26 protein-coding genes, 2 tRNA genes and 1 pseudogene are annotated in these 22,054 nt (G+C 70.6%); 17 read left to right on the forward strand and 12 right to left on the reverse strand.

The genetic code is table 11. The annotated features are described in order from the left end of the window. The 9 genes and pseudogenes from ACIP64_RS19395 to ACIP64_RS19435 form a co-directional block, all read left to right on the forward strand. Positions 1-141, forward strand: a pseudogene (locus ACIP64_RS19395) (6-phosphogluconate dehydrogenase); the annotation flags it as partial. Positions 142-207: 66 nt separating this feature from the next. Continuing rightward, positions 208-1,338 (forward strand): DNA replication/repair protein RecF, encoded by a 1,131-nt coding sequence (recF, locus tag ACIP64_RS19400; RefSeq protein ID WP_401588027.1) that lies wholly within the window; start codon positions 208-210, stop codon positions 1,336-1,338. Beyond that, complete coding sequence (locus tag ACIP64_RS19405) at positions 1,335-1,871, forward strand: DUF721 domain-containing protein (RefSeq protein ID WP_401588030.1); 537 nt, start codon at positions 1,335-1,337, stop codon at positions 1,869-1,871. The genes recF and ACIP64_RS19405 overlap by 4 nt, the downstream gene beginning before the upstream one ends. Positions 1,872-2,142: 271 nt before the next feature. Then, positions 2,143-4,185 carry a DNA topoisomerase (ATP-hydrolyzing) subunit B gene (gyrB, locus tag ACIP64_RS19410; protein ID WP_401588032.1) on the forward strand — a complete coding sequence of 681 codons (2,043 nt, stop codon included), beginning with the start codon at positions 2,143-2,145 and terminating at the stop codon, positions 4,183-4,185. Between the two features lie 43 nt (positions 4,186-4,228). Continuing rightward, positions 4,229-6,826: a DNA gyrase subunit A gene (gene gyrA, locus ACIP64_RS19415; RefSeq protein WP_401588035.1), complete on the forward strand. Its 2,598-nt coding sequence runs from the start codon at positions 4,229-4,231 to the stop codon at positions 6,824-6,826. 6 nt (positions 6,827-6,832) lie between these two features. Next, positions 6,833-7,531, forward strand: a complete 699-nt coding sequence (locus ACIP64_RS19420) for a DUF3566 domain-containing protein (protein ID WP_401588038.1) — start codon at positions 6,833-6,835, stop codon at positions 7,529-7,531. A 53-nt stretch (positions 7,532-7,584) separates the two neighbouring features. Next, a tRNA-Ile gene (locus ACIP64_RS19425) sits at positions 7,585-7,661 on the forward strand. Between the two features lie 577 nt (positions 7,662-8,238). Beyond that, positions 8,239-8,379 carry a DLW-39 family protein gene (locus ACIP64_RS19430; RefSeq protein WP_319132034.1) on the forward strand — a complete coding sequence of 47 codons (141 nt, stop codon included), beginning with the start codon at positions 8,239-8,241 and terminating at the stop codon, positions 8,377-8,379. 401 nt (positions 8,380-8,780) lie between these two features. Then, entirely contained in the window at positions 8,781-10,007 is a 1,227-nt protein-coding gene (locus ACIP64_RS19435) for a hypothetical protein (protein ID WP_401588040.1), read from the forward strand. A gap of 12 nt (positions 10,008-10,019) precedes the next feature. Here the strand turns inward: ACIP64_RS19435 and ACIP64_RS19440 are convergent, their stop codons facing one another. Further along, positions 10,020-11,135 carry a serine/threonine-protein kinase gene (locus ACIP64_RS19440; RefSeq protein WP_401588043.1) on the reverse strand — a complete coding sequence of 372 codons (1,116 nt, stop codon included), beginning with the start codon at positions 11,133-11,135 and terminating at the stop codon, positions 10,020-10,022. Beyond that, positions 11,128-11,706 carry a helix-turn-helix domain-containing protein gene (locus tag ACIP64_RS19445; protein ID WP_401588045.1) on the reverse strand — a complete coding sequence of 193 codons (579 nt, stop codon included), beginning with the start codon at positions 11,704-11,706 and terminating at the stop codon, positions 11,128-11,130. The genes ACIP64_RS19440 and ACIP64_RS19445 overlap by 8 nt, the downstream gene beginning before the upstream one ends. A 109-nt stretch (positions 11,707-11,815) precedes the next feature. Here ACIP64_RS19445 and ACIP64_RS19450 point away from each other — a divergent pair. Next, positions 11,816-11,888 (forward strand) — tRNA-Ala (locus ACIP64_RS19450). Between the two features lie 476 nt (positions 11,889-12,364). Further along, on the forward strand, positions 12,365-12,598 hold the full coding sequence (locus tag ACIP64_RS19455; RefSeq protein ID WP_401588047.1) for a helix-turn-helix transcriptional regulator: 234 nt from the start codon (positions 12,365-12,367) through the stop codon (positions 12,596-12,598). Positions 12,599-12,770: 172 nt separating this feature from the next. Here the strand turns inward: ACIP64_RS19455 and ACIP64_RS19460 are convergent, their stop codons facing one another. Continuing rightward, positions 12,771-12,950: a hypothetical protein gene (locus ACIP64_RS19460; protein ID WP_401588050.1), complete on the reverse strand. Its 180-nt coding sequence runs from the start codon at positions 12,948-12,950 to the stop codon at positions 12,771-12,773. Between the two features lie 338 nt (positions 12,951-13,288). Here ACIP64_RS19460 and ACIP64_RS19465 point away from each other — a divergent pair, with 338 nt between their 5' ends. Beyond that, entirely contained in the window at positions 13,289-13,537 is a 249-nt protein-coding gene (locus ACIP64_RS19465) for a GntR family transcriptional regulator (protein ID WP_401588052.1), read from the forward strand. Positions 13,538-13,597: 60 nt separating this feature from the next. Continuing rightward, the gene (locus ACIP64_RS19470; RefSeq protein WP_401588055.1) at positions 13,598-13,777 is read left to right on the forward strand and encodes a hypothetical protein; all 180 of its coding nucleotides are present in this window, start codon (positions 13,598-13,600) and stop codon (positions 13,775-13,777) included. Positions 13,778-13,855: 78 nt separating this feature from the next. Here ACIP64_RS19470 and ACIP64_RS19475 read toward each other — a convergent pair whose 3' ends face one another. Next, entirely contained in the window at positions 13,856-14,074 is a 219-nt protein-coding gene (locus tag ACIP64_RS19475) for a hypothetical protein (RefSeq protein ID WP_401588058.1), read from the reverse strand. A gap of 154 nt (positions 14,075-14,228) precedes the next feature. Here ACIP64_RS19475 and ACIP64_RS19480 point away from each other — a divergent pair, with 154 nt between their 5' ends. Together ACIP64_RS19480 and ACIP64_RS19485 are read left to right on the forward strand one after the other, a co-directional pair. After that, positions 14,229-14,393: a hypothetical protein gene (locus ACIP64_RS19480; protein ID WP_401588061.1), complete on the forward strand. Its 165-nt coding sequence runs from the start codon at positions 14,229-14,231 to the stop codon at positions 14,391-14,393. After that, complete coding sequence (locus ACIP64_RS19485; RefSeq protein ID WP_401588063.1) at positions 14,390-14,674, forward strand: hypothetical protein; 285 nt, start codon at positions 14,390-14,392, stop codon at positions 14,672-14,674. Before ACIP64_RS19480 ends, ACIP64_RS19485 begins: the two co-directional genes overlap by 4 nt. A gap of 59 nt (positions 14,675-14,733) precedes the next feature. Here ACIP64_RS19485 and ACIP64_RS19490 read toward each other — a convergent pair whose 3' ends face one another. After that, a complete protein-coding gene (locus ACIP64_RS19490; RefSeq protein ID WP_401588066.1) occupies positions 14,734-15,129 on the reverse strand; it encodes a DUF6205 family protein in 396 nt (131 codons plus the stop codon). A gap of 92 nt (positions 15,130-15,221) precedes the next feature. Between ACIP64_RS19490 and ACIP64_RS19495 the strand changes: the two genes are divergently transcribed. Beyond that, positions 15,222-15,404 carry a hypothetical protein gene (locus ACIP64_RS19495; RefSeq protein WP_401588069.1) on the forward strand — a complete coding sequence of 61 codons (183 nt, stop codon included), beginning with the start codon at positions 15,222-15,224 and terminating at the stop codon, positions 15,402-15,404. A 34-nt stretch (positions 15,405-15,438) separates the two neighbouring features. After that, positions 15,439-15,720: a hypothetical protein gene (locus tag ACIP64_RS19500; protein WP_401588072.1), complete on the forward strand. Its 282-nt coding sequence runs from the start codon at positions 15,439-15,441 to the stop codon at positions 15,718-15,720. A gap of 65 nt (positions 15,721-15,785) precedes the next feature. Here ACIP64_RS19500 and ACIP64_RS19505 read toward each other — a convergent pair whose 3' ends face one another. Genes ACIP64_RS19505 through ACIP64_RS19535 form a run of 7 tightly spaced genes read right to left on the reverse strand, consistent with a single transcriptional unit; the run spans position 15,786 to position 22,051 of the window. Beyond that, positions 15,786-16,154, reverse strand: coding sequence for a hypothetical protein (locus ACIP64_RS19505; protein WP_401588075.1), 369 nt, complete (start codon positions 16,152-16,154; stop codon positions 15,786-15,788). Continuing rightward, positions 16,144-16,578 (reverse strand): hypothetical protein, encoded by a 435-nt coding sequence (locus ACIP64_RS19510; protein ID WP_401588078.1) that lies wholly within the window; start codon positions 16,576-16,578, stop codon positions 16,144-16,146. Before ACIP64_RS19510 ends, ACIP64_RS19505 begins: the two co-directional genes overlap by 11 nt. Then, a complete protein-coding gene (locus ACIP64_RS19515) occupies positions 16,578-16,952 on the reverse strand; it encodes a hypothetical protein (RefSeq protein WP_401588081.1) in 375 nt (124 codons plus the stop codon). The genes ACIP64_RS19510 and ACIP64_RS19515 overlap by 1 nt, the downstream gene beginning before the upstream one ends. A 53-nt stretch (positions 16,953-17,005) precedes the next feature. Beyond that, a complete protein-coding gene (locus tag ACIP64_RS19520) occupies positions 17,006-17,959 on the reverse strand; it encodes a peptidoglycan-binding protein (protein ID WP_401588084.1) in 954 nt (317 codons plus the stop codon). After that, positions 17,959-18,252, reverse strand: a complete 294-nt coding sequence (locus ACIP64_RS19525; RefSeq protein ID WP_401588087.1) for a hypothetical protein — start codon at positions 18,250-18,252, stop codon at positions 17,959-17,961. The genes ACIP64_RS19520 and ACIP64_RS19525 overlap by 1 nt, the downstream gene beginning before the upstream one ends. 59 nt (positions 18,253-18,311) lie before the next feature. Continuing rightward, positions 18,312-18,842 (reverse strand): hypothetical protein, encoded by a 531-nt coding sequence (locus tag ACIP64_RS19530; RefSeq protein WP_401588090.1) that lies wholly within the window; start codon positions 18,840-18,842, stop codon positions 18,312-18,314. A gap of 8 nt (positions 18,843-18,850) precedes the next feature. After that, positions 18,851-22,051 carry a hypothetical protein gene (locus ACIP64_RS19535; protein ID WP_401588093.1) on the reverse strand — a complete coding sequence of 1,067 codons (3,201 nt, stop codon included), beginning with the start codon at positions 22,049-22,051 and terminating at the stop codon, positions 18,851-18,853. Positions 22,052-22,054 lie beyond the last annotated feature (3 nt).

Raw genomic sequence — 22,054 nt, forward strand, 5'->3', positions numbered from 1 at the left:
GACCACGCCGTGCCGCTGCCCGCGATCACCGCGTCGCTCTTCGCGCGCTTCGCCTCGCGCCAGGACGACTCCCCCCAGATGAAGATGATCGCCGCGCTGCGCAACCAGTTCGGCGGCCACGCCGTCGAGTCCAAGAAGTAGCCGCACCGGCGGTCATGTCCACCGGGTGCCCAGCGCGCCCACGAGGGAAGGAGGCGTCGCACAGCCATGCACGTCGCGCATCTGTCGCTCGCCGACTTCCGCTCCTACGCCCGGGTCGAGGTCCCGCTCGACCCGGGCGTCACCGCTTTTGTCGGCCCCAACGGCCAGGGCAAGACCAATCTGGTCGAGGCGGTCGGCTATCTGGCCACCCTCGCCAGCCACCGGGTCGCCAGTGACGCCCCGCTGGTGCGCATGGGCGCGGACCGGGCGATCGTCCGGGCGGCCGTGGTCCAGGGCGACCGCCAGCAGCTGGTGGAGCTGGAGATCAACCCGGGCCGCGCCAATCGCGCCCGGCTCAACCGCTCCTCCCAGGTCCGCCCGCGCGATCTGCTGGGCATAGTCAGGACCGTGCTGTTCGCCCCCGAGGACCTGGCCCTGGTCAAGGGCGATCCCGGCGAGCGCCGGCGCTTCCTCGACGAGCTGCTCACCGCCCGCGCGCCCCGGATGGCGGGTGTGCGCAGCGACTACGAGCGCGTGCTCAAGCAGCGCAACACCCTGCTGAAGTCGGCGGCCATGGCCCGCCGTCACGGCGGCCGCGGTGCCGATCTGTCCACGCTCGACGTGTGGGACCAGCATCTGGCCCGGGCCGGCGCCGAGCTGCTGGCGCAGCGCCTGGACCTCACGCACGCGCTCCAGCCGCTGGCCGACAAGGCGTACGAGCAGCTGGCACCGGGCGGGGGCCCGGTCGCGCTGGAGTACCGCAGCTCGGTCGGTGAGCGCATGGCGGGGGCGTCCGGCCGCGAGGAGCTGTACGGACTGCTGCTGGAGGCCCTGGGGGAGGTCCGCAAGCAGGAGATCGAGCGCGGGGTCACCCTGGTCGGCCCGCACCGCGACGACCTGTCCCTCAATCTGGGCCGGCTCCCCGCGAAGGGGTACGCCAGCCACGGGGAGTCCTGGTCGTACGCCCTGGCACTGCGGCTGGCCTCGTACGAGCTGCTGTGCGCGGACGGCGGCGAGCCCGTACTGGTGCTCGACGACGTCTTCGCGGAGCTGGACGCCCGGCGCCGCGACCGCCTGGCGGAACTGGTGGCCCCCGGCGAGCAGGTGCTCGTGACGGCGGCTGTGGACGACGACGTGCCGGGCGTGCTGATCGGCGCCCGCTACGCGGTGGAGAGCGGCGGCGTGGAGCGGGTATGAGCGAGCAGCAGGCACAACCTCCCGCGCAGGACAGGCCGCTGTCCGGCGTCGACCTGGCGCGTGTGGCGCTGCGGGCGGCGAAGGAGCAGGCGCGCGCCAAGGGCGCCGCGGCCCAGCAGAAGAAGCAGGCCCGCCGCGGCGGGCTGCGCAGCGGCGCCCGGGCCGACGGCCGCGATCCGCTGCCGCTCGGGGCGGCGATCAACCGGCTGATCACCGAGCGCGGCTGGGAGGCGCCGGCGGCCGTGGGCGGGGTGATGGGCCGTTGGCCGCAATTGGTCGGTGCCGACGTGGCGCTGCACTGCGAGCCGCAGCGGTACGACGAGGAGGAGCGGGTTCTCACCGTCCAATGCGACTCCACGGCCTGGGCGACCCAGCTGCGGCTGCTCGCGCCGACCCTGGTGGCCAGGCTTAATGCCGATCTCGGTCATGGCACCGTTAAGTTGATCAAGGTTCTGGGGCCGGGGGGGCCGGTGCGGTCGTACGGGCGTCTGAGGGCTCCCGGGAGCCGTGGGCCGGGCGATACGTACGGATAGGCCGGAAACCTGCTGTGCGTAATCAGGTCGAAGCCCTGTGCGCCCGCGTGAGCGGTTTTGAGACCCGGTGCGCGTGTAGGGAGTCGGCAGGAGGCACTTCCGTCGGGTACGCGGGAACTCAGGTACCGCCAAAGCCCCATCTATGTCGGCGCTACCGGTAGACTGGTGGCAAGACGCCCGCCCCTGGCCTCCGGCACCCGGGGGGACCCAGCGGGACCCGTCGATCGATGTCGAAGTGATGCAGCCGCTCCCGCTCCGCGGGTCCCGGCTCATGCTGTGCCAGAAAGGGCGCTTCGTGGCCGATTCCGGCAACCCCAACGAGATCAATACGTCCGCAGCCGAAGGCTCCGCCGCGCCCCCGCACGGGGGCGCGTACGACGCCAGCGCGATCACCGTCCTCGAGGGCCTGGACGCGGTTCGCAAGCGCCCGGGCATGTACATCGGCTCGACGGGAGAGCGCGGCCTGCACCACTTGGTGTACGAGGTCGTCGACAACTCCGTCGACGAGGCGCTGGCCGGTCACGCGGACACCATCGAGGTCACGATCCTCGCCGACGGCGGCGTGCGCGTGATCGACAACGGCCGCGGCATCCCGGTGGACATCGTGCCGTCCGAGGGCAAGCCCGCGGTCGAGGTCGTGCTCACCGTGCTGCACGCCGGCGGCAAGTTCGGCGGCGGCGGCTACGCCGTCTCCGGCGGTCTGCACGGCGTCGGCGTCTCCGTGGTGAACGCCCTGTCCAACAAGGTCGCGGTCGAGGTCAGGCGTGAGGGCTTCCGCTGGACCCAGGACTACAAGCTCGGTGTCCCCACCGCCCCCCTGCAGAAGAACGAGCCGGTCTCCGAGACCGGTACGAGCGTGACGTTCTGGGCCGACGGCGACATCTTCGAGACCACCGAGTACTCCTTCGAGACGCTGTCGCGGCGCTTCCAGGAGATGGCCTTCCTCAACAAGGGCCTGACGATCTCGCTGACCGACGAGCGCCCCGAGCACGCGGACCTGGAGAACGAGGGCCAGCCGCGCACGGTGACGTACCACTACGAGGGCGGCATCGTCGACTTCGTGAAGTACCTCAACTCGCGCAAGGGCGAGACGGTCCACCCCTCGGTGATCGACATCGAGGCCGAGGACAAGGAGCGCCTCCTCTCGATCGAGGTGGCGATGCAGTGGAACACCCAGTACAGCGAGGGTGTCTACAGCTTCGCGAACACCATCCACACCCATGAGGGCGGTACGCACGAGGAGGGCTTCCGCGCCGCGCTGACCACGCTGGTCAACAAGTACGCGCGCGAGAAGAAGCTGCTCCGCGAGAAGGACGACAACCTCACGGGCGAGGACATCCGCGAGGGTCTGACGGCGATCATCTCGGTCAAGCTCGGCGAGCCGCAGTTCGAGGGCCAGACGAAGACCAAGCTGGGCAACACCGAGGCGAAGACCTTTGTCCAGAAGGTCGTGTTCGAGCACCTGACGGACTGGCTGGACCGCAACCCCAACGAGGCCGCGGACATCATCCGCAAGTCGATCCAGGCGGCCACCGCGCGCGTCGCGGCCCGCAAGGCGCGCGACCTGACGCGCCGCAAGGGACTGCTGGAGACGGCGTCGCTGCCGGGCAAGCTGAGCGACTGCCAGTCCAACGACCCGAGCAAGTGCGAGATCTTCATCGTCGAGGGTGACTCCGCCGGCGGTTCGGCCAAGTCCGGCCGCAATCCGCAGTACCAGGCGATCCTCCCGATCCGCGGCAAGATCCTCAACGTGGAGAAGTCGCGGATCGACAAGATCCTGCAGAACACGGAGATCCAGGCGCTCATCTCGGCCTTCGGCACCGGTGTGCACGAGGACTTCGACATCTCGCGGCTGAGGTATCACAAGATCATCCTGATGGCCGACGCCGACGTCGACGGGCAGCACATCAACACCCTGCTGCTGACCTTCCTGTTCCGCTTCATGCGGCCGCTGGTCGAGGCCGGTCACGTCTATCTCTCCCGTCCCCCGCTCTACAAGATCAAGTGGGGCCGGGACGACTTCGAGTACGCGTACTCCGACTCCGAGCGCGACGCCCTGATCGAGCTGGGGCGGCAGAACGGCAAGCGCGTGCGCGAGGACTCGATCCAGCGCTTCAAGGGCCTCGGCGAGATGAACGCCGAGGAGCTGCGGGTCACCACGATGGACGTCGACCACCGTGTGCTGGGCCAGGTCACCCTGGACGACGCGGCCCTCGCCGACGACCTCTTCTCGGTGCTGATGGGCGAGGACGTCGAGGCCCGGCGCTCCTTCATCCAGCGCAACGCCAAGGATGTCCGCTTCCTCGACATCTGAGTCGGCCCCCATCAGCCGCAGCTCGAAAGGACTTTGACCAGCAATGGCCGACGACACCTCCCCTGCCTCCGGCGGGGATTCCCCCACCCCCGTCACGCCCGAGGGCGCCGCCGCGACGGGCACCATGCGGATCGAGCCCGTGGGCCTCGAGACGGAGATGCAGCGCAGTTACCTCGACTACGCGATGTCCGTCATCGTCTCCCGCGCGCTGCCCGACGTCCGCGACGGACTCAAGCCCGTCCACCGCCGCGTGCTGTACGCGATGTACGACGGCGGCTACCGCCCCGAGCGCGGCTTCTACAAGTGCGCCCGCGTCGTCGGCGACGTCATGGGCACGTACCACCCGCACGGCGACTCCTCGATCTACGACGCGCTGGTCCGCCTCGCGCAGCCGTGGTCGATGCGCATGCCGCTGGTCGACAGCAACGGCAACTTCGGTTCGCCCGGCAACGACCCGGCGGCCGCCATGCGGTACACCGAGTGCAAGATGGCGCCGCTGTCGATGGAGATGGTCCGGGACATCGACGAGGAGACCGTCGACTTCCAGGACAACTACGACGGCCGCAACCAGGAGCCGACGGTCCTGCCGTCGCGCTTCCCCAACCTGCTGATCAACGGCTCCGCCGGTATCGCGGTCGGCATGGCGACCAACATCCCGCCGCACAACCTGCGCGAGGTCGCCGAGGGCGCCCAGTGGTGCCTGGCCAACCCCGACGCGACGAACGAGGAGCTGCTGGACGCCCTCATCGAGCGCATCAAGGGCCCCGACTTCCCGACCGGCGCCCTCGTGGTCGGCCGCAGGGGCATCGAGGAGGCGTACCGCACCGGCCGCGGCTCCATCACGATGCGCGCGGTCGTCGAGGTCGAGGAGATCCAGGGCCGGCAGTGCCTGGTCGTCACCGAGCTGCCGTACCAGGTGAACCCGGACAACCTGGCCCAGAAGATCGCCGACCTGGTGAAGGACGGCCGGGTCGGCGGAATCGCCGACGTCCGCGACGAGACCTCGTCGCGCACCGGCCAGCGCCTGGTGATCGTGCTGAAGCGCGACGCCGTCGCCAAGGTCGTGCTGAACAACCTGTACAAGCACACGGACCTGCAGACGAACTTCGGCGCCAACATGCTGGCGCTGGTCGACGGCGTGCCGCGCACGCTCTCGCTCGACCAGTTCATCAAGCAGTGGGTGACCCACCAGATCGAGGTCATCGTCCGCCGGACCCGCTTCCGGCTGCGCAAGGCCGAGGAGCGCGCCCACATCCTGCGCGGCCTGCTGAAGGCCCTGGACGCGATCGACGAGGTCATCGCCCTCATCCGGCGCAGCGCGACGGTCGACGTCGCGCGAGAGGGCCTGATGGGCCTGCTGGAGATCGACGAGATCCAGGCCAACGCGATCCTGGAGATGCAGCTCCGCCGTCTGGCGGCCCTGGAGCGGCAGAAGATCGTCCAGGAGCACGACGAGCTCCAGGCGAAGATCAACGAGTACAACCGCATCCTGGCCTCGCCCGAGATGCAGCGCGGCATCATCAGCACGGAGCTGACGGCGATCGTCGAGAAGTTCGGCGACGACCGGCGCTCGGCACTGGTGCCCTTCGACGGCGACATGTCCATCGAGGACCTGATCGCCGAGGAGGACATCGTCGTCACGATCTCCCGCGGCGGCTACGTCAAGCGCACCAAGACCGACGACTACCGCTCCCAGAAGCGCGGCGGGAAGGGGGTGCGCGGCACGAAGCTGAAGGAGGACGACATCGTCGACCACTTCTTCGTCACCACCACGCACCACTGGCTGCTGTTCTTCACCAACAAGGGCCGGGTCTACCGCGCCAAGGCCTACGAGCTGCCGGACGCCGGCCGCGACGCCCGCGGGCAGCACGTGGCCAACCTGCTGGCCTTCCAGCCGGACGAGCAGATCGCCCAGGTGCTGGCCATCCGCGACTACAACGCGGCGCCCTACCTGGTGCTGGCCACCCGTTCGGGCCTGGTGAAGAAGACCCCGCTGAAGGACTACGACTCGCCCCGTTCCGGCGGTGTCATCGCGATCAACCTCCGGGAGACCGAGGACGGCGGCGAGGACCTGCTGATCGGCGCGGAACTGGTCGGACCGGACGACGATCTGCTCCTGGTGAGCCGCAAGGCGCAGTCCATCCGCTTCACGGCGACGGACGAATCGCTGCGGCCGATGGGCCGGGCCACATCGGGCGTGAAGGGCATGAGCTTCCGCGAAGGGGACGAACTGCTCTCGATGAATGTCGTCCGACCGGGTACGTTCGTCTTCACCGCCACTGATGGCGGGTACGCCAAGCGGACCAGTGTGGACGAGTACCGGGTCCAGGGCCGCGGCGGACTCGGCATCAAGGCGGCGAAGATCGTCGAGGACCGGGGTTCACTGGTCGGGGCGCTGGTGGTCGAGGAAACGGATGAGATCCTTGCCATCACACTCGGCGGCGGAGTGATCCGCACCCGCGTCAACGAGATCCGCGAGACCGGGCGTGACACCATGGGCGTCCAGCTGATCAATCTCGGCAAGAAGGATGCCGTTGTGGGCATCGCGCGCAATGCCGAGGCGGGGGCGGAGGCCGAAGAGGTCGTCGCCGCCGAAGAGGCCGAGGGCGAGCAGCCCGCGGCTGCCGAGTCGGAGGAGTAAGTAGCCGTGAGTGGAGCCGAGGGCGCCGCGGGTGGGACGGGAGCGGAAGGGGCGCAGCCGATGCCGGCTGCGGCTCCGGACGCGATCGGTGGTGCCCCTGGCTCACGTACGGACAGCGGCCCGCATCAGGGGGGAACCACCGTGACTGACACCCGTCCGCCGCACCACCAGCACGCGGTGCGACAGCAGACGCAGACCTACGGGGCCGTGCCCGGCGCCGTCGAGCAGGCCCCCCAGGGCCCGCACCAGCCGCCGCAGGCGTACGCGCCCCCGGCAGGCCCTCCGGCCACCGCTGGCGTCCGCCAGCCGCGTCCGGCGGCCCGGCAGGTCCCGCGGACCCGCAAGGCACGGCTGCGGGTGGCCAAGGCCGACCCGTGGTCGGTGATGAAGGTCAGCTTCCTGCTCTCCATCGCCCTGGGTGTCTGCACGATCGTGGCGGTCGCCGTGCTGTGGATGGTGCTCGACACCATCGGCGTCTTCAGCACGGTCGGCGGGACCCTCAGCGAGGCCACCTCGTCCGGCTCGGACGGCGGCTTCGACCTGGTGTCGTTCCTGTCGCTGTCGCGCGTGCTGACCTTCACCTCGGTCATCGCCGTCATCGACGTCGTGCTGGCCACCGCCCTGGCCACGCTGGGCGCCTTCATCTACAACATGTCGGCGGGCCTGGTCGGCGGCGTCGAGCTGACCCTGGCGGAGGACGAGTAACCGATTTTGGGACATGGCCCCGTGTGCGCTAATCTTTCAACGCGACGCAGCGCGGGGCTATAGCTCAGACGGTTAGAGCGCTTCCCTGATAAGGAAGAGGCCACAGGTTCAAGTCCTGTTAGCCCCACCAGCGTGAAGGGCCCCGGGAAATCTCCCGGGGCCCTTCGGCATTTCCGGGCCCGTTCCCCGGATTCCCGCCGGCCTCCTGGGGCCTCCTGGCCTCCCGGCGGGCGGCCCGCGGTCAGGTGGCCGGAGCCGGGCTGGTCGCGCCGGTCCTGGCGACGACGCCCGCCTGGACGCTGTACGTGCGCATCGGGCACGCCCCGGCGGCGTGGGCCCCGTGGTGGTGGAGCTGAGGATGCCTGCGCGTCTCCCCGGCCGGTGACGTCTCCACCGCCGGGCGGCTCGCCGGACGACTTCGCGGCGCCGTCCAACCGCTCGTCAAGCGGGCCCTGTTGCGTCCGCCGCGGCGCGGTCCGGGCCGCGGCGCCGGTTTCCCGTGGAACCGCCCCGGCAAGGACGGCGTCCCACCGGCGGGAAGGCCGCCCCCGATGACCTGGGCGGGGTCCGGCTTTCATTCGGACGGACCGTTTCCTCACCTCGCGTACTACCGTTGGGGTGGATAGACAGATCACCGTTCGATATCGACCGGTGTGTATAGTCGGGCTGGTCGGAGGACCCCCACGCAAGAAGGACGAGGTCGCGCGGTGAAGAAGTTGCTCCTGGTCGCACTGGCCGCCATCGGCGGTCTTCTCGTGTACCGCCAGATCCAGGCGGACCGCGCCGAGCAGGACCTGTGGACGGAGGCGACCGACTCCGTTCCCGCCGGTTCCGGCGCGAGCGTCTGAGGCGGGCAAGGCCCGCGTCACACAAGGATTCCCGAAGCCCCGGCCACGGTGTGGCCGGGGCTTCGCCGTTGTGCGACCGTGACGGGATCCCCTTGTATTTGCTCTCGCAAATCAATAGCGTCGCCGCAGCCGACGATGTGCGAGGGGGAACGGCACATGCGACGAGAACGGCCGCGGCCGGGCGGCCGCTGCCCCCGGGGCAGGACGGCCCTGGGAGCCGCTGTGGGGGGCGCACGGGCCCGGCGGGACACCACCGCGGGCCCCGGCCCCGGCGACGGCTCATACGACGCGGCAGCGCCCGTACGGCAGTTGGCGCGGACGGCGCCCGGCCTGACGCCCGGTCAGCGCACCGGCACCGGTGCGACGCCGGCCGCACCGGGCGGGCGGCGGAGGGACCCGGCGTGATCCGCAAGGCGGTGGCGGTCCTGGTGGCCGCGCTCCTGCTGCCGGCCGGCCCCGCGGCGGCGGCCTTCGCCGACACCGCCGCGCCGTCCTGGCAGCCGCGGGGCGAGGCCGTACGGGGCGAGCCGAGCACGGCCGACGCCCCCGGGCTCACGGCCGGCGTGCTCTACCGGGACACGCTGCCCCCGGGTGAGGACGCGCGGCGCTACGCCGTCCAGCTCGACGCCACGAGCTCGGCCTACCTCGCTGTCTTCGCGCTCCCCCGGCCGGGCAGCGAGGTGGCGTTCGGGGACGGTGTCGACCTGAGCCTGGAGAGCACCGACGGGACCCGCTGCGACAGCGCCTACCGCACCTTCTCCGGCGACGGCGCCGCCCGGCCGCTGGGCACCTGGGTCACGCGCACGATCGGTGCGGACGAGCCGTGCCAGCAGGCGCACGCCTACATCCTGTCCGTGACCCGCAAGTCCGCGGGCACCTCGGACCGGGCGCCGTGGCCGCTGCAGATCCGCCTTACGACCGAGCCCGCGCTCCTCCCCGGTGCCACGCCCGGGCCCGCCGCGAGCGCGGGTACGCAGACCCCCGCGCCCGCGGCCGGCACCGCGCGCGGGACCGCGGGCGGCACCGACTTCGCGGGGGCGGCGCGGCTCGGCGCGGGCGTGTGGAAGGACCGGGTGCGGCCGGGGCAGACCTGCTTCTACGAGGTGCCCGTGGACTGGGGGCGGCAGGCATGGATCGACGCCGAGTTCGCCAACGCGCCGGTCACCGGTACCGGGGGCTTCGCGGTCTCGGGGGTGCGCCTGGAGGTCTACAACCCGCGCTGGGGATTTGTCACCGGCGCCACCGGCTCGTACTCCGGGCGGCAGACCTCCGTCACGGCGACCACCGGGACGGTCGCCTACGCCAACCGATGGGAGTCCCTGGACAAGGTCTCTGCGGCGCGCTTCGCGGGCCCGTACTACGTGGCGGTCACCGTCCACCGGGACGTCGCGGGGCTGGTACGGGGCGCCCTTCCCGTCACGCTGCGGATCGGCCTGGAGGGCGAGGCGCGGGCCGCTCCGCGGTACGACGGCGACCCCACCGCCGACCTCGGCCTGCCCGGGGAGGACGGCTCCGGGGGCGAATCCGCCCTGCGGCTGGCCGGGTTCGCCTCGCTGGGGACCGGGACCGTACTGCTGCTGTCCCTGGCGGTGTGGGCGGCCTCCGCCCGGCGGCGCGCCGCAGGGTGACCTGGCGCGGCCTCAGGAGGAGGCCGCCACCGCCCAGATGCCGAAGGCGAAGCACAGCGCCGCCACCAGCAGTACGGGCACGACCACCCGGGCGGTGGGGCCGGGACGCCCGACCGCGACGGCCGGTACGGCGGGGGACGCCGTGTACGGGCGGGTGGGCGCCGGGGTGACCGGGGGCCGGGTCGGCGGCAGCGGAGGCGGCAGCCGGAAACTGCCGGTGTCCTCGGTGTCTTCGGTGGCCGGCGCCGGGTGCTCCGGGCCGTCCGGGGTGAAGCCCCCGGGCAGCGGGCCGATCTGGTCGAAGACCTCGACCGGTTCCTCGCCGGGCTCCGTCGCGGGCAGCAGGTCCACGGCGGCGGCCAGCGCCTTGCGGGCGCCGGACGCGGTGCGGAAACGGGCCTCGGGGTCGGGCTGCAGCAGCGTCCCGACGACCTCCCACAACGGGCCCGGGACTCCGAGCGGCGCCCGCGGCATCCCGTGGGTGTACTGGGTGACGATCGCCTCGGCGTCCGGCTTGGCGCCGCACAGCAGGTACAGCGCGACCAGCCCGGCGGCGTACAGGTCGGCGGGAAAGTCCGGGTCGGCGCCCATCATCTGCTCGGGCGCGAAGTAACCGGGCGTGCCGACCACGTAGTCGGCGGCGGTCAGGCGGGGTTCGCCCTTGCGCATGGCGATGCCGAAGTCCGACAGCCGCAGATGCGGGCGGCCGGTGCCGGTCGCCTCCATGAGGAGGTTCGCCGGTTTGATGTCGCGGTGCACCACGCCCTCGGCGTGCACCGCGGTCAGCCCGGACAGCAACTGGTCGAGCAGGGCGCACACATAGCGCGGGGGCAGCGGGCCGTAGTCGCCGATGAGGTGCGCCAGCGAACCGCCGCGCACCAGGTCCATGGTGAACAGCACCTTGTCGTCGTCGGCCGCCCAACTCGTGGGGGCGAGGACGTGCGGGTGGTCGATGCGCAGGGCCTGTTCGCGGACGAAGCGCAGCAGCGCGTGGGCGTCGCTCTGCTGGAGGACCTTGGCCGCCACATAGCGGCCGCGCCGCCGGTCCCAGGCCCGCCACACCGCACCCGAACCGCCGCGCCCGACCGGGTCGACCAGTTCGTACCGGCCCGCGAAGACCTCACCCATGCCCGGCGTCCGCCCCCTGGTCCCGCTGCTGGTGCGCCTCGTAGTGCAGGACCGCGTCCTCGGCGGGCCCGGCGCCGTACACACGGAGGAACTCTGCCAGTTGGGGGTGGGCCGGGGCGAGGGCGTCGGCGGCCGCGGCGATCTCGGCGGGCGGCGCCGTGGCGCGCAGCAGCGTGCGCAACTCGTGGACCACGCGGCGGGCGGGCGGCAGGTGCTGCCCGCCGGTCGAACTCTGCGTCGTCCCGAGGACCGGGGAGCCCTCGGACCGCCGGATCTCCTCCATCCGGCCGGCCGCCTCGTCGGCGGTGACGGTCCCCCCGGCGGCCTCCGCGCCGAGTTCGCGCAGCGCCTGGAGCCGCTGGACGACCGACGGATTGCCGATCTTGGCCCGCTGCCCGCTCATCAGCTGCGACAGCATCGGTGCCGACAGGCCCAGGACCCCGGCCAGCCGGGCCTGGTTGAGCCCCAGATCGGCCATCAGCCGCCGGAAGAGCGCCCCGAGCGGTTCGCCGTACCAGGTGCGCTGCATCTCCCGGGCGCGTGCGGTGGCATCCTGCGGGGAGATGTCCATGCGGGCTCCTGACGGGTGACCTTTGCGGCCGCGAACTTGCCCGTCATCCTACGGACACGGATACTCGGTCGGTGATCGTCGCGGCAGCCGGTACGCTGGTCTGCGGCACGGGGCCTTAGCTCAGTTGGTAGAGCGCCGTCTTTGCATGGCGGATGTCAGGGGTTCGACTCCCCTAGGCTCCACAGCAGGTCAGACACCCTCCGGGAGATCATCCCGGGGGGTGTTTGCATGATCAGAGTCCGCATAGAGTCCACATCCCCTTTTGATCATGCTCGGCAGGTCACCCGTTCGAGTTAATGTGAACGATCACGGGGTGACGTAGCATGACGATCTCGACGGGGCTGGCGGGCTCCCCACCTACGCCAGACGCGCGCCGTCGTGTACCTGCGGGGTGCCTCTGGGGAGAGAGCCCCCGCAGGAAGCTGAACCCCCGCTGAATGAGTCAGCGGGGGTTCTTGCCTACAAGGTAAACCGCCCCACCCCCATGCGGGGGTGGGGCGGGACGCCTTGACCGAAGCCTGGCGTCTGACGGCCGGGCGGGTGGACGCGCGTACACACCATGACCCGACCGCTTCCGTGCCGTCCTCGGGGCGACGGCCGTATCTGATGTAGCAGATCTGCTACTGACAAACGATCAAGGTGCCACCAGATTCGAGGGGTGCCACCCGATCCTCCGCCGCCCTGGCTGATGCGCCAGCGCCGGCAGGTCGGTCACCGCATCAGGGACTTACGCGAGGCCGCGGAGCTCACCCAGGAACAGCTGGCCTACCGCGCGGAGATCTCCAGGGACTCGGTGCTGCGCACGGAGAACGCGACGCACTCACCGTCGCTCGACGTCCTGGCCCGGATTGCGCGGGCGTTGGGGACCGATGTCGGTTCGCTTTTCAATTGATGCACGTGCCAGTAATCCCCGATGGTCCGTCACGAGAAACCGACGGTTGTGTCGCAGGGATGTCATGGCGTCTTTCCGTCACGAAGCAGGTGAGCCCCTGCTGCGTGGCACGTAGCAGGGGCTCGTACCGTCCGCCTCCCGTGGTGCTTGCCGTCGGAGGCGACCGGCAGTCTCAGGAGGGCGCGGTCCAGCGCGGCGCGGGGGAGCGGCTGACGCACGCGGCCGCGTCGATGCAGATGTCGCCCAGGCCGCCAGGGCCGGAGCCGCTCTCGACCATGAACGGGACGGTCTCGGTATCGCTTCTCCCGCAGCGCGCGCAGCGGCGCGGCATGCCGTTCTCGCCGGCGGTCACTGCTGCCCCCCGCGGGCTTCGGTCCACGCGCTCCACAGGCTGGTGCCGAGGCCGCACCGGGCCTCTCCATGGCATGCGGGGCAGTCGACCAAGTGGTCGAGATACAGGCGATGGGTGCGCTGTGCAGCGCCTTCAAGCCGGGTGAGTTGGGCAGCTACGCGCGAGCTGCCGTGGGCGGTACCGTGAGCCATGTCGGCCCCCTATCCGGTCGACCGTGCCCCGGGCCGTCGTGAGCGGCTGCGGGGCTTTCTCCTGGTTCGACCTTACCGCGCCTTACCGCGGGTTGACGAGGGATGCTGCGGTCGCACGGCATGGTGCGGGAACCTACGGTCACCTGCATGAGCACGGATCTCGATCGCACCCGGGCGGTGTGGCGGCAGGTCGCCGGGATCGTCATCGCCCGTATCAAGGACGGCACCTACGCGCCGGGCGCCCGCGTGCCCTCGACGCTGGAGCTGGCGACCGAGCTGGGCATTGCGACATCGACGAGCCAGAAGGCGCTGGCGTACCTGCGGAACGAGGGCTGGCTGCGCGGCGAGACCGGCATCGGGACGTTCGTCGCGGACGAGCCGCCAGCCGAGGACTGACATATGCCGGTCGTGACCTGCGGATACCCCACTGTCACACCGGCCGCATATCCTTGATCCATGCCCCCCGAGCCCTCGCCGCCGGCGACCCCTGCGCGCTGCGCCGCGGTGGTGAACGAGCAGATCCGCGCGCTGTTGGCGGGCCGCTCCGGGTGGACGAATGCCGAGCTGGACGAACTGGCCGGGCTCCAGGCGGAGTGGCTGAGGGCCCGCCGCGCCGAGCAGGTGGCCACAGCCTGACGGCACACTGACGCGACGATGCCCCCGCCACTTTCCCTGGCAGGGGCATCGCTATTGGGCTGGGTCGGGCGGCGTTGGTTACGAGCGCGGGGTCCAGCGGCACAGGGAGTGTCCATCACTGGTGACGACGACCTTGCCGTTGGCCCGGACGCCGTGGCCGTGCTGGTCGGCCCAGGCGGCGGCCGCTTCGACGGCGCCGGAGCAACTGCCGGAGGGGCCCGCCTCCCAGGTGCGTCCGCCATCGCGCGAGATGTCGGTGTCGTACTTCTTGTTCTCGTCGAGGTTGAGCTTCCTCATTACGGTCTCCCCTGCTTGTCGCCTGTTCTTGTTTAACAAGAATGACCCGCATGGGCGCACTTGTCAATCCTTCATGCCTAGTGGATGCTAGATTTTGTTAAACACTTACCGAGGGGGAGCGATGGGCCGACCCGCCACCGGACAGACCAAGGTCATGGGATTCCGACCACCCAAGCCACTGCGCGACGAGTTCGAGGAGCTGGCCACAGCAGAAGAGCGCACGCCTTCCGACGCGCTCATCGAAGCCATGCACGACTGGGTCAAGAAGAAGCGCAAGGAGCAGCAGGCCACGGAGCAGCCCGAGAGCGGCCAGGCATGACGCAGCACCCCGCGCCACTCCCGGAGGCCGATGCGGTCGAGGCGCCGCCGTGGGATCCCGCGAAGCGGCCCGGGCCGGCCATCCGCTCCTACGGCACCCAGCGGCCGCGGATGCGGATCCGCATCGACGGGGTGTGGCGGGACGCGCAGGTGATCCAGCGGCAGGACTGGCCGGACGGCCGGATCCGCATGCTGTGCGACGTCTATCTGCCGAGTGAGGTCGGCTGGGTGTGGCTGGTCCGCGGCTACTGGTGGGACTCGGCGGCTATGCGGCCCGCGTAAGGTGACGCACAGATGCCCCAGCCCGGTAACGACGGGCTGGGGCATCGCTGTTGCTGGGGTCAGCCCTCGTCGGGCCAGACGATGCGCGGCGTGACTTTCACAGCGCGACCTTCGCGGATGACAACGCGCCACAGGTCGCCGGTTGCCTCGCCTTCACAGTCCAGGCGGCCAGTGAAGGCGTGGCCAGGGAAGGCGTCGATGACCTGCTGCACGTGCTCGATGAGGTGGTGGTACTTCCGGCCCTCATCGGTCTCCGGGGTGAGCGCAGCGGCCGTCTTGCGGATCAGCGACCCCTCGTCGGTGTCGACGCGGTCTTCGACGACGCGAAGCCGGACCTCCTTGAGGCCGTCCCATGCGTCGATGCTGGTGCTGTTGAACGGACTGTCCCGGAATTCGGCCCAGGTTAGCGGCGGCTCGATCTGGAACTCTCCGGTGACAGTGGTGTAGTACCCCATGCGGTATGCCTCCTAGCAGCTCACGGGTGGCTTGCCACCTCTAATATGGCACACCCTTTGACGGGTGGCAAGCCACCTGGGAGCATTACTTCATGGCCAATCAGCACAAACACAAGCAGCGCGTCGTGCGCGGCATCGACGACGCACTGACCGAGGACTTCGACGCGGCTGCGCGCGCTGCCGGGAGCGACCGGTCGGCCATCACGCGCGCCCTGTGGGAGTGGTACGTCCGCCGCCCCGACGCTCAGCTCCCCGAACGGCCCGAAGCCGACTGACCGCACTGTCAGACCCTCGTCGTAGGGTCCGCTCATGGCCGACATCACCATCTCCGACGCCCTCGCTGAGCTGCAGCGAGCCTCCGACGCCGCCCGCGAAGCCGTCGGCGCCCACCACCGCGCTGTCGGGACGCCCGTGCTGGAGTGGAGCGACGAGGAGCGCGCCGAGGGCGACCGGCTCCAGGTCGTCCGCAAGGAGGCGGCCGCCGCGTTGCAGGCCGCGATCGAGGCCGACGGGCAGGAGGTCGGCAATAGCTACGACTTCCGGCGGGCGCTACGGAAGGCGGCGTACGGCCAGGACTACGCCGGGCAGTAGCCGCGCCCGGGCATGACGAAAGCGCCCCCGTATCCGGCCCGTAGGCCAGACACGGGGGCGCCGTGTCAGACACCGACGTCATGCAGGTACGGCCGGACCTCAGCTGGGACGGGCTGCGGAGGCGGCGGAGGCTCCAGCCCCGAAGCGCGGATGTAGCCGACCATGTCGCGGATCCAGCTGGCCAGGTACCGGATGGTGAAGTCCTGGGTGGTGATGCGGGCTTGCTGCTGCTCGGCTTCCGCTTCGAGGTCGTCGATGCGGGCGCCCTGCCGGTTGATCTCCTGCTGCATGCGGTCGGTGAACACGGCGAAGTCGTCACGCCTGGACTGGCCACGCGGCTGCCTGCGACCGATGACCACCGTGGCAACCCCGCCCCCGGCAGTGACAACCGCCACCCCCAGCGCGCTCGCCGCGGTCAGCATCTCAGGGCTCACGGCGCCCCCCTGTTCTGCCGCGGCTGGGCTCGGGCCAGCCGACGGCGACCAGGCACACCAGGCCGAACGCGCCGAAGATCGCGGCGGTGACCCAGCCGCGGGGGTTGTCGTGCAGCGGCCACCAGGACGCCAGGTAGGACAGTGCCCAGGGCACCGACACGGCCCATACGGCGAGGAAGCCGGGCCAGTCCCTGTCCTGCCCGAGCCACGCGGCTACGAGGGCGATGGTGCCCGCGGTGATCCAGGCCCAGGCCCAGCCGGTGATGGGCATGAGGTGCAGGGCGAGGCGTAGGCCGCGGGTGTCGGGGATGGGTGCGGCCAGTTGGGCGTAGCCGTAGAGCAGGGCGATCAGGCCCTTGAGGCTGAGCATGGTGCCGCGGCGGCCCAGCCGCCTGGCGAGCCGGCGGGCCGCCGGGCACCGCATCAGGCTCCCCGGGGAGCGATCGGGCTGCGCTGCTCCACGGGCAGCCCGGACACCGGCGCGGTGACGGCGGGGTGTTCGATCACGGCGAGGACCGCGGCGACGAGGGACATCCACCCGGCCTGCTGCGTCGCGGACAGGTCGAGGCCGAAGCCGACGAACAGGGCGAGCGCGGCCTGGGCGAACTGCAGGATCGCCGCGTACACGGCACCGGTCTTCAGGACGATCGCAGAGACGATCGCGACGGCGCAGGCCAGCACGGTGTTGATGAGGGTCTGCTGGGTCTCGGTGACGCCGACGCCATAGGCGGCGAGCAGCTTCAGGAAGACCGCGATCGCGGCGAGGATGACGACGGGCTCTCTGCCGAAGATCTTCATGGTGGTGGGGTCCTTCTGGAGGTGGAGCCGCAGGCGCGGGCGCGCCCGCGGGGTCAGACGTTCGGGACCTTGAGGCGATCCCACGTGGTTTTGCCGGGCGGCCACTTCGCGTCGTCGCCGGTGTAGCCGCACGCGCGCTGCCAGGCCTCGTAGCTGGCCTTGTCGCCGGGGCCGATGACGTCCTTGTTCGCGGTGCTCTTGTACTTGTTGCAGCCGACGGCGACGAGGCGGGCGTGCATCGCGGCGACGATCGGCGACTTGCGGCCGGTGGTGAACCAGGCCGCGCCGGGGAAGGGTTCGTACTTCGGCTTCGCCGGGGGCTTCTTCACCGGGGGCTTCGTCGGGGTGCCGGACACGGGCGTGCCGGCGGCGGTGCGCGCGTAGCCGAGCAGCTTGGCGAAGTTCAGGGCGCCCGGGTCGCCGTGCGAGTTCTCCGCGACGTGCTGGTGGCCGCAGATGCCCTCGAAGGCGTTCCACTGGGGGAAGCTCATGCGCTGCCCGCCAGAGCTGCCGTAGGACCGCGGGTAGGGCAGCCACAGCGACGGGCCGGTCAGCGGCACGTCGTGCTCGGTGTGGGCCCAGGCGAGGAACTTCGCCAGCTCACGGAGCGCCCACTCGGGGGCCTCGGGCCAGTACACGAAGTCGACATCCTGCTTGAGGCCCTGCTTGATCCACTTGTTGCGGGTCTCAGGGTCACAGGTACCGACGAGCTCCACCTGCACCACGTTCAGCGTGTTCGTCTCGACGCCGCCCGGCCGGTTCTCCAGGGCGCGGGAGGAGATGTCGATGTCGAAGTGCTGGAACCATCCCAGCTTCTCGGCCTTGCAGTCGGGCTTCGCGGTGAGGTTCGGCGCGGTGGCGCCGCCCTCATAATCCGGGAGGGTGCGGCTCTCGGTGGTGTGGAGGACGACCGCGTTGACCTCCATCACGTCGCCCGGGTAGTCGTCCTGGTACCGGTGGGTCTGGTCGGCCCCGGGGAAGCGCTGCGGTCCGGTGCGAGTCGTCATCACACACGCTCCGGCCAGTGCCAGGAGCCGCCTGCGTGGGTCTCCTCGTCCTGCGGCACGTTCTCGTTGAAGAAGTACCCGGTCGGGTTGAAGACGGCCAGCGAGGCGAGCCACTGCCCCTGGGTGCCGTTCGGGCAGCCGTCGAGGGGCTCAGCGGTCAGGTGCGCGGGGACGTCGGTGACGATGGCGGCCCGACAGACGGACGGGTATGCCTGGGTGCCGTCCTCCCGGGGTGGCGTGCCGTGGCTGACGTAGTGGACGCGCCGCCCCACGGACGGCTGTTGCTCGGGCATGCGATGCCTCCAGGGCATGAAAAAACGCCCCACGACGGGGGCGCGACTTAGGGGGAAGGTCAGGACGCAGGCCCCGCGTACGTCACCGCCATGAACGGCGCGTAGGTGCCGGTGCCCGTGTTGACCGAGATCGAAGCGTTCTGCAGCGGGATCAGCTGGACGTAGTCACCCGCGTTCAGGAGGTACGGAATCGATCGGGCCTCCACCGTCATCGGGCTGGTGCCGATCGTCCCGGAGAACGACCGGGCCCGGCCTGCGGAGACCGTCGCCCCGTTGACATACCACAGCGCGTCCCGCAGGGTGCCCGGGGTCGCCGGGGATGTCACGCCGACGAAGCTCACGGCGCCGTCCAGGCGCCACCAGCCGGCCATAGGCACCGTCCAGCGCGTTGCTGACCCGGCCGACCAGGCGCCCAGCAGATCGAGGTCAACGGTGTCCCATTGAATGGCGTTGGCGACGTCCTCGGTGCCGCTCGTGATGGACTGCCCGGAGCCGCGGATCGCGCGGAACACGGTCGCGCCGATCATGTCGTTGAGGTTCATGCCCCCCGCGGTGAGGCGCTGCCCAGCCTTGTTCGGGGTGAATGCCACGGTGCCTCCTAGAGCGCCAAGTAGGCGGGCTGCGCCAGGCGCACATCTGTGCCCGAGGCCTGGGCCTTGACGATGCCGTTGACGGAGCGGATGACGGTCATGGTCTGCGGCGACGTCGTCAGGACCGATGTGGCCGGGACGAGGCGGACGCCCCACGCGTAGTAGATCGCCGAGGACGCCGGTGTCCCACCGTGCCGGGCCCGGACCGCGGCCCGGGACGAGGACGCTGGGGCGACGAGGGTCTGCACGAGGAACGTCCACGACCCGGCTGGCACCGCGGTGCCGCTGCCGAGGCCGCTGGACAGGAACGTGCCGGCGGAGTTGTACCAGTCGATGCAGGCCCGCAGGTCCGAGTGCCCGCCCGGGGAGTACACCCAGCCCATCGCGACGTACGACGCGCCCGGCGTGATCGTGCCGGCCGTGGAGATCGGCATCTGTGCGATGCCGCCGGACGCGGTGACCCCATCGGGTGTGACCAGGCAGGCGCCCGGCGTGGTCACGTAGGGGTGTGTGACTGCGTTCGACCAGGCGAGGGTGCCGCCGCCGGCCGCCCAGCCGGAGGCGTCCGAGGCGAAGAACGGGTTGGGGTTGAGGACCGTCCCGAGTGCGGCGACGGTCATGACCTCGCCGCCGACCATCACGTCGAACGGCGTCTCGACGTGATCGGTCGTCCACGTCGGCCCGCTGGTGACCGCGACGCTGATCGAGGTGGCCGTGGACGTGACGGACGAAGCGAGCTGCGAACCGTCTGTGTCCTCACGCGTATCCGGATCGTCGGCGACAGCCACGGTCCATGGCGCGGCTGGCGTCCCGGTCAGCGTCATGCGCCACGAGCGTTCGTGGAGGACCTCGGTGTAGCCCTGCATGAGCTGGTCGATCGTGCCGGGCGGGATGAACGGCGGTGGGTTGGCGATGGTGAAGCGGTCGCCGATGTCCATGCTCGCGGCCGCGTCGATGAGGTCGGTGGCCTTGTGGAGGAGCAGCGTGACCTCAGGGAACCTGGCCTTCCCGGAGGTGGCGAGGTGCAGGCTCCACCAGGCGTGCTGTTCGGGCTGGTCGTCGTTGTACAGGTTGAGGGTGACCGCGTCGTCGTACAGGCCGATGCCCGTCGGCGGGTCCTGGGTGGACAGCGGTCCGGTGGCGAGGACGGCCCGGCCGCTGCTGCCGCCGTCGCGGGTGACCGTCCTGTCGTTGCGAACGGACTGGTCGTCCGGCTTCGGGCGTAGCGGCGGCGCGATGTGCCCCCGGCCGCGGTAGTCCAAGGCGAGCCTGACGGGCTGGTTCTCCAGGGAGATCCGGTCCCGGTAGGCGAGGCCGAGGGTCTGGCGGGGCTCGTAGAGGATGCCGCCGTCGACGTCCGCGGAATCCTGCAGCAGGGTCAGGAAGATGTCGGGCCGCTGCGGGCCGACCCGCTCTTGCAGGGCGCTGTCCCCGTACACGGCCACGGGCACCTTCTGCTCCCCGGACAGGCGGGTGAGGCGGGCGCCCGCGGTCTCCCCAGCGAACCCGAGGTCGGCGCTGTTGTAGATCAGGCTGCCTGTGGGGGATGACACGCTGATGTGTCCCAGGCGCATGCCGTCGAGCTCGCTGGCGTAGCCGCCGGGCGGCCCGTGGATGCCAGTGACGCGGCCTACGGACCCGGCGAGGCTGCCGGAGACCTGGCCGCCGGACCCTCCGATCGGGATCCACAGGCTGACCCAGTCGACGTTGCCGCCGTTCTGGGTCGCGGTGAACCGCCAGCGGGTCCAGCGGTTGTAGATGGTGGTGGTCGACACGCCCTGGTTGAGGATCTCGGTGCCGTCGGGGTCGTAGGCGTGGATCTCGGCGCCGCCCGCGTTGACCATCAGGCGCCAGGTGCGGACGCCGCCGTTGGTCTCGAAGTAGAGGAAGGTGCGGGTGGTGGCGGGCCCGGCCTGGAGGAAGTAGACGAGTTCGATCTGCCACGAGGTCTGCCCTGCGGGGGGTGAGGGGACGCTCGCGGTGAGGCTGGCCAGGCTGGCGATCGAGGGCAGTGCGCTGGATCCGGCGAGGGAGTCGTCTGCGCCGAAGGTGATCCCGCTGGTCGTCATCGGCCGCACGCCTGGCATCGGCGAGTACGCCTGCGTGGCGTTGGCGCCTTCCTCCATGGGCCAGTAGGCGACGAGGGTGGGCTCGGTGGGGATACGGCGGCGCAGCGTGGAGTCCAGGGGCTTTTGCCCCTGTCCGAGGCGGCGTTGGATGCCGGTGGCCTCCAGCACGGTGTACGCGTTCTGGCCGTTCGGCGCCCACTCGGAGGGCCAGGACGGGATCTCGCCGACGAAGCGGCGCCGCCGGTTGGTCAGGAGGGCCCCGCCGTCCAGCGTCCAGGTGATGCCGGAGGTGTCGACGAAGGAGGTGGCGCCCTTGGTCTGCGCGGTGAAGTCGACGTTGGCGACGGCCGGACCGTTGATGCCGTTGCGGAGCTGGAAGGCGTAGAAGGACCCGGACGGGTCGATGAAGCTTGTGTTCGAGGTGGCGCCGACGTCGGTGAGGGCGGTCCCTGCGAACACCGAGGTGGTGCCCGCGGTGACGACGGGGTTGCCGAGCTGCGTCCAGGTCCCGTTGATGCTGTCCGAGGTGTAGAACGTGACGGTGTTGCCGCTGGCGCCGTTGTTGACGTCGAGGGTGACGCGGATGGCGATCCGGCCGGACGGCGGGATCAGCGGCGATGCGGTGGACTGCTTGAGGATCTCGGTGCTGCCGTCAGTGGTCCAGTAGAACCAGATGCGCCCCTGGAAGGCGATGACACGCCAGGACTTGTTGCTGGGGGTGCCCCACCGGCCGACGAGGTCGAGGGCGAAGGGGATGCCGGACCAGTCGTCGAGCTGGGCCTCGAAGCGGATGTCGAGGTCGCCGGTGAGGCGGAGCGCCGCGGTATCGGTCGCCCGGGCCCGGTCGGTCCCGCCGGTGAGCCACAGCAGATTGCTGCCCGCGTGGACGGACACACGGCATGGGGTGTTGGTGCCGATCTGCCCGTAGTAGGGCGACAGCGGGTTGTCGGGGCTGAACTGGCCGTCCTTGTTGTTGATGGTGAAGCGGCACTTGGACACGTCCACGCGGGCGGATTCGTCGCCCCGCCCGCGTGTGATCGTGACCGGATCTGTCAGCCGACACTGGGGTGTGACGTCCGTCCAGGTGCCGCCGAGGTTGAACTCGATGAGCGTGCCGAGCGGGTCGGTGGGAAACGGCATGGA

It is taken from the genome of Streptomyces sp. NPDC088733 (assembly GCF_044751185.1).
Classification (GTDB): domain Bacteria; phylum Actinomycetota; class Actinomycetes; order Streptomycetales; family Streptomycetaceae; genus Actinacidiphila.

Coding starts and splice junctions, on each gene's coding strand:
- ACIP64_RS19485 (WP_401588063.1), top strand. CDS start 14,390: ATGACGCAGCACCCCGCGCCACTCCCGGAGGCCGATGCGGTCGAGGCG.
- ACIP64_RS19490 (WP_401588066.1), bottom strand. CDS start 15,129: ATGGGGTACTACACCACTGTCACCGGAGAGTTCCAGATCGAGCCGCCG.
- ACIP64_RS19520 (WP_401588084.1), bottom strand. CDS start 17,959: ATGACGACTCGCACCGGACCGCAGCGCTTCCCCGGGGCCGACCAGACC.
- ACIP64_RS19495 (WP_401588069.1), top strand. CDS start 15,222: ATGGCCAATCAGCACAAACACAAGCAGCGCGTCGTGCGCGGCATCGAC.
- ACIP64_RS19480 (WP_401588061.1), top strand. CDS start 14,229: ATGGGATTCCGACCACCCAAGCCACTGCGCGACGAGTTCGAGGAGCTG.
- ACIP64_RS19470 (WP_401588055.1), top strand. CDS start 13,598: ATGCCCCCCGAGCCCTCGCCGCCGGCGACCCCTGCGCGCTGCGCCGCG.
- ACIP64_RS19440 (WP_401588043.1), bottom strand. CDS start 11,135: ATGGGTGAGGTCTTCGCGGGCCGGTACGAACTGGTCGACCCGGTCGGG.
- ACIP64_RS19525 (WP_401588087.1), bottom strand. CDS start 18,252: ATGCCCGAGCAACAGCCGTCCGTGGGGCGGCGCGTCCACTACGTCAGC.
- gyrA (WP_401588035.1), top strand. CDS start 4,229: ATGGCCGACGACACCTCCCCTGCCTCCGGCGGGGATTCCCCCACCCCC.
- ACIP64_RS19465 (WP_401588052.1), top strand. CDS start 13,289: ATGAGCACGGATCTCGATCGCACCCGGGCGGTGTGGCGGCAGGTCGCC.
- ACIP64_RS19515 (WP_401588081.1), bottom strand. CDS start 16,952: ATGAAGATCTTCGGCAGAGAGCCCGTCGTCATCCTCGCCGCGATCGCG.
- ACIP64_RS19500 (WP_401588072.1), top strand. CDS start 15,439: ATGGCCGACATCACCATCTCCGACGCCCTCGCTGAGCTGCAGCGAGCC.
- ACIP64_RS19535 (WP_401588093.1), bottom strand. CDS start 22,051: ATGCCGTTTCCCACCGACCCGCTCGGCACGCTCATCGAGTTCAACCTC.
- gyrB (WP_401588032.1), top strand. CDS start 2,143: ATGCTGTGCCAGAAAGGGCGCTTCGTGGCCGATTCCGGCAACCCCAAC.
- ACIP64_RS19510 (WP_401588078.1), bottom strand. CDS start 16,578: ATGCGGTGCCCGGCGGCCCGCCGGCTCGCCAGGCGGCTGGGCCGCCGC.
- recF (WP_401588027.1), top strand. CDS start 208: ATGCACGTCGCGCATCTGTCGCTCGCCGACTTCCGCTCCTACGCCCGG.
- ACIP64_RS19475 (WP_401588058.1), bottom strand. CDS start 14,074: ATGAGGAAGCTCAACCTCGACGAGAACAAGAAGTACGACACCGACATC.
- ACIP64_RS19445 (WP_401588045.1), bottom strand. CDS start 11,706: ATGGACATCTCCCCGCAGGATGCCACCGCACGCGCCCGGGAGATGCAG.
- ACIP64_RS19405 (WP_401588030.1), top strand. CDS start 1,335: ATGAGCGAGCAGCAGGCACAACCTCCCGCGCAGGACAGGCCGCTGTCC.